The sequence below is a fragment of the Corynebacterium matruchotii genome (assembly GCF_011612265.2).
GTDB classification, from domain to species: domain Bacteria; phylum Actinomycetota; class Actinomycetes; order Mycobacteriales; family Mycobacteriaceae; genus Corynebacterium; species Corynebacterium matruchotii.
Window position 1 is genome coordinate 2,700,333 of sequence record NZ_CP050134.2, and the last position, 20,618, is coordinate 2,720,950.

Annotated in this window: 11 protein-coding genes and 1 pseudogene; 3 read left to right on the plus strand and 9 right to left on the minus strand. The window is 54.8% G+C overall.

The window, feature by feature from the left end; all coding sequences use genetic code 11:
- Nucleotides 1-16: 16 nt before the first annotated feature.
- Together HBA49_RS12060 and HBA49_RS12065 are read right to left on the minus strand one after the other, a co-directional pair.
- Entirely contained in the window at nucleotides 17-2,986 is a 2,970-nt protein-coding gene (locus HBA49_RS12060) for a hypothetical protein (protein ID WP_005526680.1), read from the minus strand.
- Nucleotides 2,983-3,480 (minus strand): annotated as a pseudogene (locus tag HBA49_RS12065) (NUDIX hydrolase); the annotation flags it as partial. The gene HBA49_RS12060 and the pseudogene HBA49_RS12065, both read right to left, overlap by 4 nt.
- Nucleotides 3,481-3,822: 342 nt before the next feature.
- Here HBA49_RS12065 and HBA49_RS12070 point away from each other — a divergent pair.
- Both HBA49_RS12070 and HBA49_RS12075 read left to right on the plus strand, forming a co-directional pair.
- Entirely contained in the window at nucleotides 3,823-5,343 is a 1,521-nt protein-coding gene (locus HBA49_RS12070) for a CCA tRNA nucleotidyltransferase (protein WP_005526782.1), read from the plus strand.
- Between the two features lie 42 nt (nucleotides 5,344-5,385).
- Nucleotides 5,386-5,982 (plus strand): YqgE/AlgH family protein, encoded by a 597-nt coding sequence (locus HBA49_RS12075; RefSeq protein WP_034995136.1) that lies wholly within the window; start codon nucleotides 5,386-5,388, stop codon nucleotides 5,980-5,982.
- A gap of 3,107 nt (nucleotides 5,983-9,089) precedes the next feature.
- Here HBA49_RS12075 and HBA49_RS12080 read toward each other — a convergent pair.
- Together HBA49_RS12080 and HBA49_RS12085 are read right to left on the minus strand one after the other, a co-directional pair.
- Nucleotides 9,090-9,401, minus strand: coding sequence for a hypothetical protein (locus tag HBA49_RS12080; protein WP_005520270.1), 312 nt, complete (start codon nucleotides 9,399-9,401; stop codon nucleotides 9,090-9,092).
- Between the two features lie 5 nt (nucleotides 9,402-9,406).
- A complete protein-coding gene (locus HBA49_RS12085; RefSeq protein ID WP_370443784.1) occupies nucleotides 9,407-10,378 on the minus strand; it encodes a bile acid:sodium symporter family protein in 972 nt (323 codons plus the stop codon).
- A gap of 375 nt (nucleotides 10,379-10,753) precedes the next feature.
- Between HBA49_RS12085 and HBA49_RS12090 the strand changes: the two genes are divergently transcribed.
- The gene (locus HBA49_RS12090) at nucleotides 10,754-11,854 is read left to right on the plus strand and encodes an NADH:flavin oxidoreductase/NADH oxidase (RefSeq protein ID WP_005526664.1); all 1,101 of its coding nucleotides are present in this window, start codon (nucleotides 10,754-10,756) and stop codon (nucleotides 11,852-11,854) included.
- A 3,801-nt stretch (nucleotides 11,855-15,655) separates the two neighbouring features.
- Here HBA49_RS12090 and HBA49_RS12095 read toward each other — a convergent pair.
- Genes HBA49_RS12095 through trpD form a run of 5 tightly spaced genes read right to left on the minus strand, consistent with a single transcriptional unit; the run spans nucleotide 15,656 to nucleotide 20,613 of the window.
- The gene (locus tag HBA49_RS12095) at nucleotides 15,656-16,030 is read right to left on the minus strand and encodes a Rieske (2Fe-2S) protein (RefSeq protein ID WP_005520254.1); all 375 of its coding nucleotides are present in this window, start codon (nucleotides 16,028-16,030) and stop codon (nucleotides 15,656-15,658) included.
- Complete coding sequence (gene trpA / locus HBA49_RS12100; RefSeq protein WP_005526649.1) at nucleotides 16,027-16,872, minus strand: tryptophan synthase subunit alpha; 846 nt, start codon at nucleotides 16,870-16,872, stop codon at nucleotides 16,027-16,029. Before trpA ends, HBA49_RS12095 begins: the two co-directional genes overlap by 4 nt.
- Nucleotides 16,873-16,874: 2 nt before the next feature.
- A complete protein-coding gene (gene trpB / locus HBA49_RS12105; protein WP_005526711.1) occupies nucleotides 16,875-18,098 on the minus strand; it encodes a tryptophan synthase subunit beta in 1,224 nt (407 codons plus the stop codon).
- Nucleotides 18,099-18,113: 15 nt separating this feature from the next.
- Nucleotides 18,114-19,607, minus strand: a complete 1,494-nt coding sequence (gene trpCF, locus HBA49_RS12110) for a bifunctional indole-3-glycerol-phosphate synthase TrpC/phosphoribosylanthranilate isomerase TrpF (protein WP_005526777.1) — start codon at nucleotides 19,605-19,607, stop codon at nucleotides 18,114-18,116.
- Nucleotides 19,600-20,613, minus strand: a complete 1,014-nt coding sequence (gene trpD / locus HBA49_RS12115; protein ID WP_005526871.1) for an anthranilate phosphoribosyltransferase — start codon at nucleotides 20,611-20,613, stop codon at nucleotides 19,600-19,602. The genes trpCF and trpD overlap by 8 nt, the downstream gene beginning before the upstream one ends.
- Nucleotides 20,614-20,618: the final 5 nt, after the last annotated feature.

Sequence of the window (20,618 nt, forward strand, 5' to 3'; positions counted from 1 at the left end):
GGAATATTTCAGATTATCAGTCAGAATTTGTGCTTACTGTACTCTTTGAGTCGGCTGCGGCTTCGGATTTGGCTTTACGACGTCGTAACGTTAACCGTCCTAGTAGCGCAATTGACAACACTATGACTGCCAAACTGGCTAAACTACCGGATGTTCCAAGTACACCCGAACGGGTTCGTACCCCAATCGTAATCTCGTCCGAAAACCGTGACCCACTATTTGTGGCTAACCATAGGTTCAGATCGGTGCGTTCATCCCACGCAGTATCCGTCGGCAAGCTGGCGGTCATTTGTACCGTAATTGAACCTTTGGCTGGTATGAAAATCGTTTCTGGCATATTAATCTTTGCCCCCGTTGGGCCCCAATAATGGATGCGCGTATCAACCGGCAATGGCAACCCATTGCGGGCAACAATAAGGAGTGGTGATGACTCCGAGATCCGGGTGTACACATTCCCCGGCGGAATCAGGGCCACCGAGCTGCGTAGTTCTTTGAGTACGATGTCTTCGTTGTCGAGGAGGCGCTGCACGTCTCGGACATTCGTGTCGTAGGTGGACATGGCCCGCCGTCGGTCCCGGCTGAGTGCCCGCAAAATATCTTGTCGTAGGGGTTCGGTGAAGCCGTAGGGCGTGAGGGCAATGGTGGGGTCGCTGATGACAAGTTGGGTGAGATTGTCGATTGATTCGAGGAGACTGGTGGCCCGGAAGATTTCTGAGTCGGAAATCACGCCGGGATCCTCGTGTGGCGCCCCAAATGGGGTAGAGTTTGGTTGCGACTGCTCCGCCGTGGTTGCAGCGTTTGCCGTGCCCGTTGCCGTTGTTGCGGGCGCCGGCACCCGTTGTGTCCGCTGGGAGTCCACCGAACTTGCCGGCCGCACCGAGCCCGCCAGCCGGGCAGATCGCCCTGACTGTACCGCCTGCGCCGACTGCGTGAGCCGTTGTTGCTCATCCGCCTCGGTTGCCGCATCAGCTGCCGCGGAGGTCGCGGCTGAGGTGGCCGCCGCCATGCTTGCCAACTGTTCTACCTGTTGCAGGGAGGGGTTCACATAGTCCGACAGCTTCATGGGGGTGGCCGCATTCGATTCGAACATTTTTACAAGAGCATCGAGCCATTGTGCCGTATTGGACATCGCTGACGGCAGTTGTACCAGTAGTGGCTGCGGTGAACTCGCCCCGGATACTGGCGAGTCGCCCTGGCCGCCGCCCCGGGAATCGCTCATATTCCCCTCGTTGTTGGCCTTCATAATGCTCATTTGCAGGGCAGAAGTCGCGGTTGCCCGGCGTGCCGGCAGTGAATCCAGGTCGTAGTTGAAGCGGGCATTATAGTTGCTGTATCCGACGGTTGTTGCGGTGTCGGTTGCTTCGGCGAGGGATGCAGCGAGGGATCCTAAATATGTGACGGCGCGGATGCCACCGCCGATATTGCTGTTGGTGGTGGCGTTTTTGGTTGCCCCGGCGGTGTCGAGTACCCCGAACCTATCAACCTTAGGGATTCCCCACACGGTGTTGTCGGCGACTAGCACGTCTACGGGGGCGGTAGGGACGGGGGCGCCTACCTGTTTGGAGTCTGTTTGCCATTCTTCGGAAATGTTTGGGTATTCGTTGCGGGATCGGTAGGGGGCGAGGTCGGCCCAGCCGAGGTTACCTGCGGCTTGGGTGGTGACGTAGCCGGCCCCGGGGATCACAATGTTTGTTTCTGGGGTGATACCGAGGATGGTGGCGATAATGCCCGGTCCGGTTTGGACGGCTTCTCGCATGAGCCAGTCGTTGCCGGTGGCGGCCACAGAGTTGAGGTCGGTGTTTCCCCAGGGGAGAGCGATGGTGCATTTGGCGTGTTGCGCGGTTTTCCGTAGTTCGGCGAGCCAGCGGCCGGCATCGTCGGCGCCGGTGCCGGGGGTGCCGGATTCGGGTTCGTCGTCGGTGCCCCAGGAGTCACGGAGTCGGCGTTTTTGGGATACGGTGCTGGGCCGGTCGTGGGCGATGGTGTACCCGCCGGCCATGCGTTCGACGACGCTGACGAGTTGCGGGTCGATGGCGAGGCAGGTTGCGGTGGCTAGGCTTTCCGACGCCTTGGTGTAGGTGGAATAGTCTTTGAGGAGGGTGTCAAGGCGGCCGCCGGATCGTAGCTGTTCTGCTAGTTGTTCGCTTTCAAGGATGAGGGGTGGGTGGTTTGGTGCTTCACCAGTTTCACCGCCCACACTATCGACGGTGGCGGTGAGGGGATAAACTATGGTCACCCCAGGCGATAATTGCGAACTGGTTTTCGAATTAGTGTCGGCGGTTTGGCTGCCGGTATTTGTCCCGGAGTTTCCTTGGTGCGTGGCTCCCGTGGTTGCCCCCGATCCGGTGGTGTTTTTGGCGTTGACGTTGAGGAGGAAGCGTTGTGTGTAGAGCAGTGCATCGTTCTCTAATGACCGTAACGCGAATAACACGGGATAAAAATCTGCCTCACTGATATTGAATCCACCCGTCGCTCCGGGTGCTGTAGGAATAATAACATCAATATCTACACTATGACCAGGTGCAATAATATCATCCCTACTAATCGTTTTGGCTTGATAAGGGTATGCCCCGGGTTCTTGGGATAATACGATGCGTGCGGTGGCGAGATCTTTGGGGGCGTCGGCGTGGGCGGGAACAATTTTGAAGCCCGCAATTGATTCGGGTGAATTATTAACAACTTTGAGAGTAACCTTAAGTTCTTCGCCGAGTTTGATGTGTTGGGGGACGCGGAGGATTTCGATTTTGTAGTTGCTGGTTTCTTCGCCGGTGCGGAGGTTTGGGTTGACCCATCGGGCTTTGGCTATGGGGTTTGTGGGAAAATTAGGGAGTGCGTCGGCGCGGGCAGCGGGGATGGCACTGGTGCTACATAAGGTGGTGGCGGTGGCTGTGGTGAGGGCGGTGAGCCCGAGAATGATACTGTGGTGGAGTCGGCGTCGTATCCGGTTGAGTGGGCCGATTGATAGGCGTGGAATATGGTGGGTCATCGGGGTGTGGACCTCCCCGCCGCCTGCTCGTCACGGGCCAGGTCGGGTAGCAGATCGTGGGCGATGCGGGCGAGTTTGCGTTCGTCGGCGTAGGCGAAGCGTTCGATGAGGCCGGATGCGGGGATCCAGGCGACTTCGGTGACTTCGGGGTCTTCGTCGTTGAGTTCGCCGTCGACGTAGCGTAGCAGGTGGTGGTGCACGGTTTTGTGGATGCGGGTACCTTCCGAGACGAACCAATAGTCGATGACGCCAAGTTCGGCGAAGACTTCGCCGTGGATGCCGGTTTCCTCCCAAACTTCGCGGGCGGCGGTTGCGGTAATGTCTTCCCCGGTTTCGACGTGTCCTTTGGGCATGGACCATAGAAGGCGGCCACGGCGGTCTAGCCGGCCAATGAGCGCGACGTAGACACGACTTAAGTCTACGCTGCCGTCGGCCGCTACAGCTTCCGAGAGGCCGGAAATAACGAGCCCGCCGGCGGAGGTCTCGTTGCGGGTTTCCATGCTGGTTTCGGCGGTGCGGGGTTTTGTGGTCCGGGATCGGTTGGTGCTGGTTGCTTTTCGACGTTTTTTGCCACTGGTTTTTCCGCTGGTTTTGGCTTGTTTGCCGGAGGTTGTGGCGTCGACAAGCGTTGTGGTGGGTGGCTGAGATTGAGGGGTGCGCTGCCGGGATCGACGCCGGTTACGCCGTCGGGTGGAGCGTGCCTCGCGGGTGTCGTTGTTCTTCTCAGTCATCCTGTGATCGTAATCCTTAAATAAGTTGTAGTGGGGTATTGGCCCTTCCTGTGGAATATTGAAGTATTCAATGATACCTTCCCTAGACGGGTAGAATCATTCCCTGTGACACAACCACAAGAAATCGAAGTCCTTGCGCGTGCTGAAGCCTCGTTTTCGGCGCTGATGCCCATCATTCAGCCTTTGGCTGCTGAGTTCAACACTCGCGGTCATCACCTGTATTTGGTGGGGGGATCGGTTCGTGATGCGCTTCTTGGCAGGCTGGGCAATGATGTGGATTTCACTACCGACGCTCGTCCAGAAACCATACTAGAAATTCTAGAACACTTTGCCGATATCACTTGGGATACCGGTATTGAATATGGCACCGTGTCGGCGGAAAAATCGGGGCAACAGATAGAAATTACCACGTTTCGTTCCGATATTTATGATGGGGAATCCCGCAATCCTGAGGTGGTGTTTGGGGACACATTGGCGGGGGATTTGGTGCGCCGCGATTTTACGATTAATGCCATGGCGGTGGAGATCACGTCGGCCCCCGATGCCGCAGGCGCCACGCCTGCCGCGGCCGAGTTGGAGTTTTTCGACCCCATGGGTGGGTTTGCGGATCTCATGAAGGGGGTGATTGATACGCCGGCGGCACCGGACCAGAGTTTTGCCGATGATCCATTGCGGTTGCTGCGGGCTGCCCGGTTTAGTTCCCAGTTGGGGTTTACGGTGAGCGATCGGGTGCGGGCGGCCATGACCGATTTGGCTTCAGAGATCCAGCGGATCACGGTGGAGCGGGTGCAGGTGGAGTTGGATAAGATGCTGTTGGGGGCGCAGCCGTGGTTGGGGATTGATCTCATGGTGACCACGGGGTTGGCGGATTATGTGTTCCCAGAGTTGCCGCGGTTGCAGCTGGCGCAGGATGAGCACCACCAACACAAGGATGTGTATGCGCATAGCTTGCAGGTGCTCCGGCAGGCGATGGATCAAGAGGCTGCGGGCGAGCCGGATCTGGTGTTGCGGTGGGCGGCACTGGTGCATGACATTGGCAAGCCGGATACGCGGGAGTTCACCGAGGACGGTCGGGTGAGTTTTCACCAACATGAGGTGGTTGGGGCAAAACTTGTGCGAAATCGAATGCGGAAGTTGAAGTATTCGAAGGCCATGGTGCGGGATGTGAGCCAGTTGGTGTATTTACACATGCGGTTCCATGGGTTTTCGGAGGGCCAGTGGACGGATTCGGCGGTGCGCCGGTATGTGACGGATGCGGGGGATTTATTGCCGCGGCTGCACAAATTGGTGCGGGCGGATTGCACGACGCGGAATAAACGAAAGGCAGCATGGTTGCGGCAGATGTATGCGCAGCTTGAGGAGCGTATTGCTGATCTTGCGGCGAAGGAAGACTTGGCGAAGGTGCGCCCAGACTTGGATGGTAAAGAGATCATGGCAATCTTGGGATTGCAGCCCGGCCCGGATGTGGGGGAGGCATGGTCGTATTTGAAAGAGGTTCGCCTGGAGCGGGGCCCGTTGGATCGAGACGAAGCGATCAAAGTGTTAACAACGTGGTGGGCGGATCGACAAGGTCAGCAGGAGCAACAAGACCAACAAATCCACCAAGTCCAGCAGGATGAGCGGTAACGTAAGGCCTAAAGACTCTCAAGGAGGAATCACGTGTCAGAAATTTTTGCCGACCGGTTATTTAATGGCATGGAACGAGAAGAACCAGCGGCAGGAAAGCTTTTAGTCGCAGCCCCTGGTATGCAATCGACCGCCTTTTCTCGAACTGTTGTTCTATTATTGGAGCATGATGCCAATACTACCTTTGGTGTCGACCTTGCCCACCGCATGGACATCGCGGTGGCGAATGTGCTCCCCGATTGGGTGGATTGCATTTCCAAGCCGCAGGCCATGTATGCCGGCGGCCCGGTCAGCCCCCAGTCGGCGGTTGGCGTGTGCGTGACTAAGCCTGACCTGGATATTAATTCCCGACCCTATTTTAAGAAGCTGGCTAACCGTCTCGCTTTGGTTGACCTTGGTGCACCTCCTTCCGAGGTCAAGGCGGATATTACCGGCATGCGCATGTTTATAGGCTATGCCGAGTGGAGCCCCGGACAGCTCGATGAGGAGATTGCGGCCGGCGAATGGTATGTTGCCCCCTGCCTCCCCTCCGACGTGACTGCCGCAGGTAGCGTGGACATTTGGGGTGACGTTATGCGTCGACAAGCTATGCCATTGCCGCTTTTCAGCACGTTTCCTGCGCGCCTGGGCGAGAATTAACCCCCATGTTTCACGTGAAACACCAATTTTTGCTTTACGACGTCTATAGCAGCCGGCCGTGTTTCACGTGAAACATTGACGTTTTGGTGTGCGTGGAAAGCTCATTCAGGTACGAAGCGGCCACGCTAGCAAACGGTGAATCACGAAAAACAGGTCGCTCATTTCACTCCTCCCAGTTGTCATAGCTTCAGGGAATAGAGGCTTTCCCCGCAACGGAATCGGTATCAGGGATAAGCTGGCTGGAATGCTGCGGAGTGCCATTGGGGATTTGGCGGATACTTCGCGGAATGTTTCACGTGAAACATGGTGGGATGGCTGAGCTATGGGGTCGGCAATTTGAAAAGTACCACTTCTCCCCCACACGCTATCGAGGGGTCAGTGTTTCACGTGAAACGTGGGTGCGTGACGTGTTGGGGTTGGGGAGGTGTGTTTATGGGAAGCTGGGCTGTTTCGTTCTTTTTGGTTTTATGGTGATGTGGTGGTTTCACGTGGAACATGGGCAATGCTTGTAAAGGAAATCTTTTGTGACTGCAGTCATGTTTCTTGGTGCTTGAAAGTTTCTCGATGTTTCACGTGAAACACGACGTTTCTACAACAACCCAATTGTTTTACGTGAAACGTTGGTTGTTTTTGTTGTAGGGGGGTGGTGTTTTGGGTTTTAGTTTTTCTTGTTGGAGGTGGATGTTTCACGTGGAACATGGAAGCTTCAGTTGCCGGGAAAATATGATTCAGCTTCTCAAGACATTGATGCATGTGACCATTCTTTGGAGGTTTGGAAAAGCAAGCTGAATGGTATCTTCTTTCGATTTGTTCCCCATTGGCGTGGATGGAGTTACCAGCAACTCAATAAGCTTCCATATTCGGATGTATATGGAAGTTGGATTGCGTCCTCTTCACAGCTGACCAAGCGTTACTGGTTTCATGACGGTTTGGATGTTTCACGTGAAACGTGGGTGGGGTGGTTGTTTCTTTTCTGCTAGCGGTCTGAGATTGGGTGGTTCTTTTAATGGCGTGTTTCACGTGAAACATGGGTAATACCTGTAATGAAATCCCTCGCGTCTATGGTCGTGCTTTGTAGAAGATGCTGGATCTTATCCCGTATATTTTTAAAATTCATGCAGTTTGTTTTAGCAGATGGGTGTGTTGTGTTCGTATGGTGAGTGTTGAATTGCTAGGGGCTTGCCATTTGGATTTGTGCTTTCCTGGAAGCTTTTCAACGTTTCACGTGAAACGTAAGTTTGGTGGCTGCGGAATGTGGGAGTAGTTTCACGTGGAACATCTCTCCTACCTAGAAGCTTATTCAGGAGTTGGGAAAACCTGTCTACACTAACAAGTGGAAAATCAGAGAGAATAAACCATCTAGCTTGCTTTTCCTTACTTACAAAGACTAGTCATGTTTGGGGACGTTGAATAAGCTTCCATGTTTCACGTGAAACGTGGGTGGGGAGGCTGGAATTCGGGTAACTTGTTTGGACGTGTTACATGGGATGTAGATCTTGTATTTTTGATGGCTGACTAATTTTCTTTTTGGGCTAGATTGGTGGATCAAATGAGGTTTCACGTGAAACACTGATCGTGGGAATAGCTGGTAAGGGAGAGTGGCGTTTCCAAACGGCTATTTTCGGTTTTCCTTTCGTGATTTCGTAATTGCGATTGTTTCACGTGAAACGTGGTGGTTTATCGGGGTGGTTGGTTGTTGTGGTTTCGTCGTGTTTGAGAGTGGTTGGTGTTTCACGTGAAACATTGGTTTTGCTTTACGACGTCCCAAGGATGTCAATGTGTTTCACGTGAAACGTAGTCGGATGGTTGAGTTGTCAGGGGGTGGTGTTTCACGTGGAACATCTCTCCTGCCTATTTTTATGGCTGTCCATGGTGATGGTTAGTGGGTAGGTTGGGTGGTGTGTTGTGGTGATTCTTTTCTGTTTGGATAAGTTATATTTGCTCCCCAAGTGAAGGAACAGGGATCCTAGAAATCACTATTTCATTCATGGCGACAGATCGGTGTTTCACGTGAAACACCGTGTTTTGGAAGTCTACTCAGCGGGTGGGGAAACTCATCTATACCAATAGGTGGGAATTAGAAAGAGCGTGTCATCGAGCCTGCTTTTCCTTACTTCTAAAAGTGGTTATGCGTGTTAATACCTTGGGAGGCTGAACCGCAGTTCCCAGCAACTGAATGAGCCTCATTGCTTCATGTTTTTGTTGGTGTTTCACGTGGAACGTCGTGGGTTGGGGATGGTTTTGGGGTGTGGCTCCCCTCCCCTACTAGCTGTTGTGAGGATTGATGTTTCACGTGAAACCATTCCGCTAATGGAAAGAATCCTTCTCGTCGCCCCGTCATGTTTCACGTGGAACATCGGCATTTCCACAAGCAATATTCTCCGCACCTACAGTCGTGTTTTGTGGAAAGCATTAGCGTCGCTCCGCATGTTTAAATCCAGAGAGCTTATTTCGAAGGATAGGTGGAGCGTGTCTTAGCTGTCTTGGGGCTGGGTTGCGTTTCCCTGGTGTTTGAACTAGGTTCTCCATGTTTCACGTGAAACATGGCGGGTTGCTGTGGGCGTCGTAAAGCGGGGTGCGATGTTTCACGTGAAACGTAAGTTTGGTGGGTGCGCAATGCGAGAGTGGTTTCACGTGAAACACGACCGAATAGTTGAGGTGTAGGAGATAGCGGTTGAAGTGTATTGCCTCTCCCCTACTGGGTGCTGGGCGGGGGTTGGTGTTTCACGTGAAACACCGGACTCGTGAACACTCCCGGTTCAGATAGCGAAGGAGTGAAGGCGAAGGCGGTGAGGGCTCGCTAGAGGTTGTTGAAGGATCACGAAGGGGAACCGTGGAAAAAGAAAAGGGTTGGGGCGATTACGTCACATGACTTTATTATTTGCTGGGGAAATGCCGGAAACGCGCAGCGTTTCACGTGAAACATTACAAACGTGAAATAAAGTGTTGAATCAACACTAACTTGGTAGCGCAACTGAAGTATGGTTTGACCTAGGATGATGTGGAAAGAACTATGGGAGGGCAGGAGGGTATGTGTTCTTGGTGTGTCGCCCACCTACCACCTCTCATTGCCGAGAGGTGGGCGTCGACAGGCTAGAGGCTGGAGATTAGGCGAGCTCGGGGAACTTGGCGATGGCTTCGGCCCAGAGGGCGTCGAAAAGCTCCACGTCAATGGGGGTGCTCGTAATATCGGGGAAGTCTGCATACGTGTCAGGGTGTGGCACAATCGGTTCGGGCGCACTTGCCATCCCCACGGTGACCTTGGGCGTTGCGGCACCTTGAATTGCGCCGCTGGGATCAAGCTCGATGATGCGTTGCATAGCGCACAACTGAGGCGACTGCTCCACCAACTCGGCAATATGCGTGCTCACGCCAATCTGCGGTACGGTCAAATCAACCCGAATATATAACGTAGACATAGCACTTATGGTAGTTGAGCATAGCGTGAGGCTAGCCACGAACACATCATTAGCTGGATTTGGTGGAAAATCATCAAGGGAACAATTAATAAACCAATCGACGAACTCCCGAAAATCACCGCAGCCATAGGTAAACCAGACGCTAATGATTTCTTCGAACCGCAGAACTGAATCGCCTTCATGTCGGCATTGTCAAACCCTAGTCGCAATGCTGCAAACCGAGACAACCACAGCATAAAGGCCACCAAAACCACCGAAAATACGCACAAAATTACGATGTCCCGCACCCCAATTGTTGACCACACCCCGGCAACCACTCCGGCCGAAAACGCCGAATACACCACCATGACGATCGAACCGCGGTCCACCAGCTTCGTTGCCTTCCGCGCCGCGAACTCCGCCACGCTCCCCCACCTGCGGGCGAACTGCCCCAAAATAAACGGCAACAACAGCTGAAGCGCAATATCACCAAACACATGCGCATCAATAACCACACCGCTGCCACCGCCACTACGCTGCGACATGAGCAACATGACCAATGCCGGAGTCACCACCACACCAAGCACATTGCTTGCCGACGCGCTCACGATCGCCCCCGCAACATTGCCACGTGCAATCGACGTGAACGCCACCGACGACTGCACTGTTGATGGGACCAGCGTCAAATACAATACCCCCATGTAGAGCTCTGGATTATACGACATTCCCACTGGCCGTAATGCCACTCCGATCAGCGGAAATAGCACAAACGTGAACGCCAAAATAGTTGCGTGCAACCGCCAATTTGTTAACCCATCCAGTGCCTCCCTGGTGGATAACCGCGCGCCGTAAAGGAAAAACAACACAGCCACAGCGACGACGGTGGCGGTACTAAACCACTCCGCGGGCCGCCCCGAAATCGGAAAAAAGATCGCAACAATCACCGCTAGCACAATAAAAATGATGAGCGGATCCAGGCTGCCAAATCTGGAACTCACCTTGCTACCAAACTTGCTAAGCATAGTTATATTCTATGGCGTCAGGTGAGAAAACTCGGGAAAACCGCTGGTTACGTGCGTGATTGGGGATGTGGGTTGTGGTGTGTGGTGGATCGTGGTGGGCGTGGTGGTGGGGCCTGCGAGGTGGACCCGGCGCGGCGAAATCGACCTGGCTGCGTTGCAGTGAGCTGGGTGGACCCGGCGTGTCGCAACGGCGGTGCCGGACTGGCAATAGCTGTGCGACCGTAATAGTGGTCAATGTAACATTCTACAGTCTGGTTACGTACTCTGAACAGCGCAAACATTAGGTTCGGTGGCGGTATGGGCCTGCATGAAATACTGGCGCCTTACCGTTATCGCAGGTAGCATCAGGGAATGACTATCAGTCCCCTTTTTGCTCCCCTTACCCTCCGCGGGCTCACTATAAAAAATCGTATTTTCCTCCCACCAATGTGCCAATACCAGGCTGGTGAAGACGGCATTCCTACCGACTGGCACCTCGTGCATTATGGTGCTCGGGCGGCTGGTGGCTTCGGGCTCATCATGGTTGAGGCAACCGGCGTTTCCCCGGAAGCCCGGATTTCCCCGAACTGTGTTGGTCTCTGGAATGATGAGCAGGCCAAAGCATGGAAGCCCATTGTAAAATTCGCCCATTCCCTGAGGGCGGCGATTGGCGTGCAGCTCATTCATGCTGGTCGTAAGGCTTCTAGTTTCCCTGGGTTGCCCGGGTATGCCAGTGGTACGGTTCCCCTGGAAGAAGGCGGTTGGGTGACAAAGGCCCCCAGCCCGGAGCCTTTCCCTGGGTATGTGCCGCCGCAGGAGCTGACCGTTTCGGATATTGCTGCCGTTGTTGCGGATTTCCAGGCTGCGGCGCGCCGGGCGGTTGCTGCTGGGTTTGATACGGTCGAGATTCATGGTGCCCACGGCTACCTGCTGCACCAGTTCCTTTCCCCGGTGTCGAATCATCGCACCGATGATTATGGTGGAAGTTTTGATAATCGGGCCCGGATCGTGATCGAAATTATTGACGCCATCCGCGAGGTTATCCCTGCTGACATGCCATTATTGCTTCGATTGTCTGCAACTGATTGGCTGGAGAATGTGCCGGGTGTGGAGTCGTGGGGTATCCCTGAAACGATTCAGTTGGCGACGCTTGCCCAGGAACATGGGGTAGACATGATCGATGTTTCCAGTGGTGGGCTCGTTCCTGCCCCTATTTCTACGGGCCCTGGTTACCAAGTTCCATTGGCAAATGCTGTCCGTGAGGCCGCAGGCATTCCCGTCGTCGCCGTTGGTGAATTGGGGGATCCGCTCACCGCCCAGCAGGTGCTTGTCGACGGCCTGGCGGACGCCATCGACGTTGGGCGCGCCGCACTCTTCGAACCCCAGTGGCCCCTCCGTGCCGCCCGCGAGCTTGGCCTCCCCTCCGAAGATTGGCCGGTCGCTCCTAGCTATATCCGAGGCGTGTGGGGCTAGTTTCGTGATGTTTCACGTGAAACATTGCTTCTTGCTTTACGACGCCCCAAGGCAGTTAGCGCGTTTCACGTGAAACATGGTGGGGTAGTTGAGCCTTGGGGTTGGCAATTTGAGAAGTGCCGCTTCCCCACGTGCTGTCGAGGGGGCAGTGTTTCACGTGAAACGTGGAAGTTTATTCAATTGTTGGGGAAACGTGTGATCCAGCTTTTTGTGGTCGCTGGAGCGTATGGCTTTGCTCTCTTTGAGAATCGGGAGACGCAGACTAGATGGCGTGCTTTTGCTGATTTAGCATTTGTCAGGGTGGTCCTTTCCTTCTTGTCTCTTGAAATAAGGTTGAACCATCCTGTCGTGTTTCACGTGAAACCATCTCGGTAATGCTACGTAGTTTATTGAGCCCTGGGGGTCGTCGTGTGTTTGGGGAGTGGTGTTTCACGTGAAACTGTTTGGTCGTATTGAGGTTTATTTAGAAGGGTTGGTTAGTGGGAGGTAGTTGCGTTGCTGGAGGGGAATTTTAGTTTCGGGTTTTGGTTTCACGTGGAACATGGAAGCTTATTCAGCTGCTGGGAAAATTCACCTACACTAACAGGTAGAAAATCAGAAAGAACATGTCATCTAGCTTGGTTTTTCTTGCCCCCAGAGACCAGTTATGTCTAGAGCGGCTGAGCTACATTTCTCCAGCAGCTGAATAAGCTTCATGAGTTGGCGTAGTTGGAGTGGTGAGTTTATTGAGCGAGGTGTCGTGTTCCACGTGAAACACTGTGGGGTTGGTCGGTTCGCGGGTTGGTTGTTTGAGAGCGTTGTTTCTTCTCTGTTAGTTGTTGGTGGTTGGTGTTTCACGTGGAACAGTTGTGGTTATGGGTTTGGGGGTGTTGTTGGGAATTGGAGATGGGGCTTTTAATGGAGTGTTTCACGTGAAACGTGGAAGTCTGTTTGGGATGATTCGTTGGGATTAGTCGCTGTGGTTTTGAGAGATGGAATCGTATTTCCCTAACGGTTGAATGAGCGGACTTGTCATGTTTGCAGATGGTTGGTGTTTCACGTGAAACGTGGTGGGTTGTTGGAGTTTATTTACTTGCTGTGTTTCACGTGGAACATGGGTAATGCTTGTGAAGGAAATCTTTTGCGCCTGCGGTCGTGTTTTGAAGCTTGTTTTATGGGGTGGGCGTGGCGTATTCGCACAAATGAATGTTGGATTGGCCGGGGGATTGTCATTTAGTTTTGTGCTTTCTGGTGTTTGAATGCTTTTCGATGTTTCACGTGAAACACGACGTTTTTACAACAACCCATTTGTTTCACGTGAAACGTTGTTTTTGCTTTACGACGTCCCAAGGATGTCAATGTGTTTCACGTGAAACGCATGGTGGGGTGGTTAAGTTGCTGGGGATAGTTTTTGAGAACTGTTTCTCTTGTCGTTGTCGAGGAGGTGGTGTTTCACGTGAAACATTGGTTTTGAATCTTATTCAGCTGCTGGGAAATGCGGTTCAGCGTCTCAAGGCATTGACATGCATGACTACTTTTTGGGAGTAAGGAAAAGCAAGACAGATGACGTGTTCTTTCTGATTTTCCGCCTGTTGTCGTAGATGGATTTTCCCAGTAGCTGAATAAGCTTCACTGTAAGATTTTTGTATTGTGGTTGGTTGTGTGTTTTTGGGGATGTTTCACGTGGAACATCTCTCCTATCTATTTTTATGGCTGGTTATGGTGATGGCTAGTGGGTAGGTTGGGTGGTGTGTTGTGGTGATTCTTTTCTGTTTGGATAAGTTATATTTGCTCTCCAACTGAAAGAACAGGAGTCCTAGAAATCACTATTTCATTCATGGCAACATATCGGTGTTTCACGTGAAACGTGGGTGGGGATGTGTGTGGTGCTGAAGAATGAGGGGATGATTTTTGATCACGTCATTTCTCCCCTACCGGTTGTTGTGGGGGTTGGAGTTTTTAGTTGCTTGATGTTTCACGTGAAACTATTCCACTAACGGATAGAATCTTTCTCATCACTCTGCACTGAAGCTTATTCAGTCATTGGGAAAACTCATCTACCCTAGCAAGTGGAAAATCAGAAAGAACATGCCATCTATCTTGGTCTTCCTTAACGTCCAGAGACTAATCATGTGTGGAGACGCTGAATCAGCCTCACCGTTTCACGTGAAACACTGGTAATGCTTGTAAATAGAATCCTCTGCGACTACAGTCCTGTTTTGCAGAAAATGTTGGTATCTCTCTACAAGTTTAAAATCATAAAGCTTGTTTTGAGGAATATGTGGGGCATGTTTGTACGGATGAATGCTGAATTGCTGAAAGTCGGTTATTTAGTGTTGTGCTTTCCCGATATTTGATAGCTTCCTGATGTTTCACGTGAAACGTAAGTTTGTTGAGTGCGGAATATGGAAGAGTGGTTTCACGTGAAACATGATCGGATGGTTGAGTTGCAGGAGATAGCGTTTAGGGTGCGTTGCCTTTCCCCTATTGGTTGCTGAGGCTTGGTGTTTCACGTGAAACGTGGGGGGTGTTGGAATTGGGGCAATTTGTTTGGATGTGTTTGTGGGATTTTGAGGCTTCGATGTGTATGACAGCTTGAAAGATCAATTGAGGTTTCACGTGAAACACTGATCGTGGGAATAGTTGGAAATGGGGAGGCGTGTTTCCCAAACGGCTATTTTCAGCTTTCCCTTCGTGATTTTGTAATTGCGATTGTTTCACGTGAAACGTGGTGGGTTGGTGGTCGAGTTGTTGGGGATAGTTTTGGAGTGTGCCTCTCCTCCCCTACCAGTTGTTGTGAGGATTGATGTTTCACGTGAAACACGCAATTAAAAGACCCACCCTAATCCCCGGCAACTCATAGAAAAGAAGAAACAACACTCTCAAACAGCCAACCTACGAACCAACCCCACCATGTTTCACGTGAAACCATTCCAGTGACACGATAAAAATTTATTGAACACCGAGAAATAACATTCGATTTCCCAACCTGACACCTTCATGCTTGCTTTCTGCCAATCAAGAATTCACCATCCATCAACATAATCATCCCCACAAACAGCTTTGAATAAACTCAAGTGTTTCACGTGAAACATTGGCATTTTCGTAGACAGGATTCTCTGCATCTGCAGTTATGCTTTGTAGAAAGCGTTGGCCCTTATCCCGCATATTCTTTGGAATCCATATGGCTTATTTCGAGGGACGGGTGGGGCGCATACAAATAAGCGCTGAATTGACTTAAGGTCTGCCATCCAGTTTCTTGTTCTCCTGTTCCCCAAAGAGTTGGTTGAGTGGCTTGGCAGTCGTGGGAAGTCAGGGTTATGTTCCTCGATGTTTGAACTAGGTTCTCCATGTTTCACGTGAAACGCGGCGGGTTGCTGTGGGCGTCGTAAAGCGGGGTGCGATGTTTCACGTGAAACGTAGGTTTGGTGGGTGCGCAATGTGGGAGTGGTTTCACATGAAACATAGTCAGATAGTTGAGGCGTAGGTGATAGGGGTTGAAGTGTATTGTCTCTCCCCTACTGGTTGTCGGGTGGGGGTTGACGTTTCACGTGAAACATGTGACGCGACATAGCGCAATGTCTACAGGTAAAAAGTCATATGACAAAAAGTAAAGTGTCCTAATTATTGGTGTCCAGATTCTATGGCAATGCGGTGTGATAATGCTACCTTAACATTATTATAACTATTGATAGGTGTTTGTGAAATCCGGGGGATACGGTTGAAGCCGCAAAAACCGCCCCTCCCCTACTCGTGGTGAACGCGAGGCGGGATGGGGCGGATGTGCGGTCATGAAGATGGTTGGGCGATCGGGCGATTGGGCTACTTCACCACGATGCTGTCACCATCTTTGCTGAATTCTTTGGGGCTCAAGCCGGCCTGCGACGGGCCGGAAATCACAGAGCCATCCTTGATAGAGAACACAGAGCCGTGGCGGGTGCATTTCACGGTGTCGCCAGACACCTGGGTGATAGGCGACCCTTGGTGAGGACATACGGTGGAATACACCTTATACTCGTCGGCGGCCGGCCGGGCAATAATGGCGTCGCCAGTGATTATTGCGCTACCCACCGGGACATCGTTGGCGGCGGTTTTGGTTCCAGAAGAACCGCAGGCCACCAGGAGGGCGCCCGCGAATGTGGTTGCCGTCCCGAGCAGGAATGCCCGGCGACTGCACGTATGGTTATGGGAGGTCATTCCCCTAGTATAGTGGCCGACTTCATCACACTAACAAAATCGTATAATTCCCGCTTTAGCTCATCCATGTTGCCAATATGCGCTGGTTCTGGGTGGTTGCCAGCGCAATGGCTTTCGATGATTTTCGTGATCGCTGAGCCGGTAATCGCCCCACGAGCGCCGGCGGCAATGGCGTTGGCGACATGTTGGGGGGTGGAAATCCCAAAGCCCAACAGCACCGGTGCCCCGCCGAATCGGGTGATATTGGCAACCACGTCGCGCAGGCCCACTGTGGATGACTCCTTTTCCGTGCCGGTCACGCCGTCACGAGAGATCGCATAAATGTAGCCTTCCGACGCTTTCGCCACCCCGGCGAGGGTCGTTTCCAAAGCCTGGGCCGGTGCAATAAAGATGGGAGCGATGCCTGCCTTCTGGGCGGCGGCCACAAAGGGGGCGCCTTCCCGCACCGGCACGTCGGGGATGAGCACACTGTCGGCGCCCGCCGCCGCGAATTCCCGATAGAAGTTATCCAACCCCTGGCTGAAGGGCACGTTCCCGTAAATGAGCAGGCCAATGGGGATGTCGGGGAACTCCGCCCGCACCTGCGTGATGAGGGCAATAGAGCCCGCCACCGTGGCCCCATTGTCGAGCGCCCGCAGGTGGGATTTCTGGATCGTGGGGCCGTCGGCCACCGGATCCGAGAACGGCACCCCTAACTCCAGGGCGTCCGCGCCGGCGGCAATGACGGTGCGAATAATCTCCAAAGACTCCTCCGGGCCGGGGTCGCCCAGCATAATGAAGGGGACAAATGCGCCCTCGTGAGACGTCGACAAGCGAGAGAAAAGAGCTGCGTAACGGTCCATAATTACATATTCTCCAATACTAGTTCCGGGTGCGCTTCCAGCGTGCACCGCACATGCTCAACATCCTTATCGCCCCGACCCGACAGCGACACCACAATGGTCACCGGCTGCTGATCGCGCTCGGCCGCTGCCGCCCGCTTCAAGGCGTAGGCCAGCGCGTGCGACGACTCCAACGCCGGAATGATGCCCTCCTTGCGGGACAACAACTGGAACGCCTGCAACGCCTCCGCGTCCGTCACCGCCACATAGCTGGCCCGGCCAGTGTCAGACAGGTGCGCATGCTGTGGCCCCACACCCGGATAATCCAGTCCGGCGGAAATGCTGTACGACTCCTCCACCTGGCCCTCGCTGGTGCGCATCACATAGCTGCGCGCCCCATGCAAAATCCCAATCGAACCATTATTAATGGTCGCCCCATGCTCCCCCGAATCCAGGCCATGACCGCCAGGCTCCACGCCCACCAGCTCCACATCAGGATCATCAATGAACTCGGCAAACATGCCAATGGCGTTCGAACCGCCGCCCACGCAGGCCACTACCACATCCGGCAACCCGCCGGTTCGCTCCAGCAGCTGCGCCTTGGCCTCCGCCGAAATGACCTTGTGGAATTCGCGCACTATCGTCGGGAACGGGTGCGGGCCCGCCGCAGTCCCCAGCAGGTAATGCGACTCGTGGAACGTTGCGGTCCAATCCCGCAGCGCCTCATTCACCGCATCCTTCAACGTGCCCGAACCGGAATCTACCGGCACCACCTTCGCCCCCATGAGTTGCATGCGATACACGTTCGGCTGCTGCCGCGCCACATCCTTTTCCCCCATGTAGATCACACAATCCAACCCGAGCAGCGCACACGCCAACGCCGTCGCCGTCCCATGCTGCCCCGCCCCGGTTTCGGCAATGATCCGGGTTTTCCCCATGCGTTTGGCAAGCAGCGCTTGACCAATCACCTGGTTGGTTTTATGCGCACCCCCATGCACTAAATCCTCCCGCTTGAGAAAAATTCGGGCATAACCCCGGCCGGCACCAGCCAACGGTAAGTTCGAACACTCCGTCAACGGTGTTGGCCGACCCAAATAATCCCGCAAATAACCAGCAAATTCCTTATGGAATTCTGGATCATTCTGCGCATCAACGAATGCTTGTTCTAACTGGTCGAGTGCGGGAATGAGGGATTCCGGCACGAACTGCCCCCCAAACTCCCCAAAATATGCTGGCAATAATGTCATGCCTATCGTCCTTCCTTATGCCCGCGGATCATGCGGATAGTATGCGCGAATGATATCAAAAGCGCTATTAAGCGCCCCGGTGTCCTTCTTTCCCGGCGCGTATTCAAACCCCGAGTTGAGGTCCAACCCGGCCGTCCCCGCGGCGAGCGCCTCCGCAAGATTCTGCGGGTTAATGCCGCCGGCAAGCAGGGTTTTTCCGGCAAGCTCGGCGGGGATGGTCTCCCAATTAAAGCTGGTGCCGCTACCACCATCGCCGGCGTCAAGAACAAGCTTGTCGACGCGGTCAGCTACCGCTCGGGCCCACTCCTGGCCGGCCTCCGCCTGGCTGGCTGGCCCGGCCTGGTCGGATTCGCCCGGTTGGTTAGCGGTCCCGGCGGTGCCCGTGGGGCCGGTCATGGAGACGGCCCGCCAGATTTCCGCCCGGTTGCCGGTGGCCTGCCGGATGGTGTCGATGAGCGCGTGTTCGGCATCGACACTGCCCTGGTAGGGGCTGTGGATTTGCAGCGCGGCGATTCCGGGGATTGCCGCCAGCTCCGCCCATTCTTCCGCGTTGGTGCTTCGGGACACCGCCACGAATTTCAGGCCGGGCTCCGCGGCGATAATGGTGCGGGCGGTAGTAGGGGTGATGGCGCGTGGTGAGGCTTGTTCAAAAATGAGTCCGCCGTGGGTGGCGCCGGCGGCGCGGGCGGCTTGGGCAGCGGCCGGGCTGGTGAGACCGCAGATTTTCGTGGTTCCGTAGATGAGTTCCCGGGCGGCATAGTCGATGCTTGGTTGGCTGGTGAGTTGGGAGCCAACAAGGAATCCATGAACATACGGTTTGAGGGTGCGGACGGTGACATTATTGCGGATGCCGGATTCGGAGATGATGACGGCGTCATCGGGGACGTGCCGCGCCAACGTGGGGGTGCGGGTGAGGTCGATACTGAGGTCGTGAAGATTGCGGTTATTGATGCCGAAAATGTTTGCCCCAAGGTTTATGGCCCGCGCCACCTCGGTCTCGGTGATGACTTCGGTGAGGATGTCCAGGTTCCACCGGTGGGCTTCGGCCGCGAGGGTACGGTATTCCGCATCGGTGAGGACGCTGAGCATGAGAAGAATGGCGTCGGCACCATAGTGGCGGGCGGCCCGGATTTGGATGGGGTCGATAATGAAGTCTTTGCAGAGGACGGGAAGGTGCGTGGTGGCGGCAACTGCCGCCAGGTGGTCGTAGTCGCCGCCGAAGCGTTCGGGTTCGCAGAGCACGGAGATACCGGCCGCGTACTGGGAGTAGATTTGGGCGATCGTACTGGGGTTGTAGTCGGCCCGGATGAGCCCCAGGGATGGGGATGCGGATTTGCATTCCATGATGAAGGCATTGCCGGCTTTGAGGTTGTGGTAGAGGCTTCGGGTTGAGGGCTGTGGTTCGGGGATGTTGCGGATTCGGTGGGCAATGTTGGGGAGGTGGGTGCGTCGGGCCCGAACAATGTCGGCGAGGATGGTGGGCGTGGCGTCGGGGGTGTGGTTATGCATAATTTGCCTCTTCGTGGGTGCGGAGCCAGGTGGCGACGGTGCCGTCGTCAAGGAGCCGGAGAGCGAGTTGGGCGCCTTCCCGCATGGTGGGGGTGCGGTCGTGGAGGTAGAACATGGCGCCGGCGGAGGCGGCGAGGGCGTCGCGTTGGGCGGGGGTGCCGCGGCCGGCGAAGATTTCGCGGAGGATAGCGGCGTTTTCCGGGCCGTCGCCGCCGGCGAGTTCGGCGAGGGGATGCCGGGAAAGCCCGAGGTCTTCGGGGGTGATGGTGTAGTTGGTGATGGCGCCGTTGCGGAGTTCCCATATGGTGGTGGGCCCGTGGACGGCGATTTCGTCGACGCCGGAACCGTGGACGACGAGGGCTCGTTCGCGCCCTAGTTCGAGGAATACTTCGGCGATGATTTGTCCCAGGTCGGGGTTGGCGATGCCCATGATTTGGAGGGCGGGTCGCGCCGGGGAGAGGATGGGCCCGAGGGTGTTGAAGATGGTGGGCATGCGGAGGGCGCGTCGTACTGGCATGACGTGGGCGACGGCCGGGTGGTATGCGGGGGCGAAGAGGAAGGTGAAGTTGGAGGCTTCGACTTGGTGGACGGCTCGTTCGGGGTTGAGGTCGAGGGGAATGTTGAGGGCTTCGAGGACGTCGGCGGAGCCGGAGCGGGAGCTGACGGATCGGTTGCCGCATTTGACGACGCGGCAGCCACCGGCGGCGACGATGAGGGAGGCGCCGGTGGAGATGTTGATGGTGTTGGCGCCGTCGCCGCCGGTTCCGGCGGTGTCAAGGACGCCGGCGCCGGTGATTGGGAAGGGCCTGGCGGCTTTGAGGAAGGCGCGGGCGGCGCCGGTGATGTCGGCGGCGGTTTCGCCGCGGGCTTTGAGGGTGGCGAGGAGGGCGGCGATGTGGATGTCGGAGTAGTCGCCGTTGGTGAGGGGTTCGAAGGCGGCTTGGGCTTCGTCGGCGGTGGGGTTGGGGTTGGTGAGGTAGGTGATGAGGTTGTCGATGAGGTCCATGATCT

Excerpts from the sequence above, each read along its gene's own strand:
- trpCF (WP_005526777.1), bottom strand. The coding sequence starts at position 19,607 with ATGCATAACCACACCCCCGACGCCACGCCCACCATCCTCGCCGACATT.
- trpB (WP_005526711.1), bottom strand. The coding sequence starts at position 18,098 with ATGACATTATTGCCAGCATATTTTGGGGAGTTTGGGGGGCAGTTCGTG.
- trpD (WP_005526871.1), bottom strand. The coding sequence starts at position 20,613 with ATGGACCTCATCGACAACCTCATCACCTACCTCACCAACCCCAACCCC.
- HBA49_RS12095 (WP_005520254.1), bottom strand. The coding sequence starts at position 16,030 with ATGACCTCCCATAACCATACGTGCAGTCGCCGGGCATTCCTGCTCGGG.
- HBA49_RS12080 (WP_005520270.1), bottom strand. The coding sequence starts at position 9,401 with ATGTCTACGTTATATATTCGGGTTGATTTGACCGTACCGCAGATTGGC.
- HBA49_RS12060 (WP_005526680.1), bottom strand. The coding sequence starts at position 2,986 with ATGACCCACCATATTCCACGCCTATCAATCGGCCCACTCAACCGGATA.
- HBA49_RS12090 (WP_005526664.1), top strand. The coding sequence starts at position 10,754 with ATGACTATCAGTCCCCTTTTTGCTCCCCTTACCCTCCGCGGGCTCACT.
- trpA (WP_005526649.1), bottom strand. The coding sequence starts at position 16,872 with ATGGACCGTTACGCAGCTCTTTTCTCTCGCTTGTCGACGTCTCACGAG.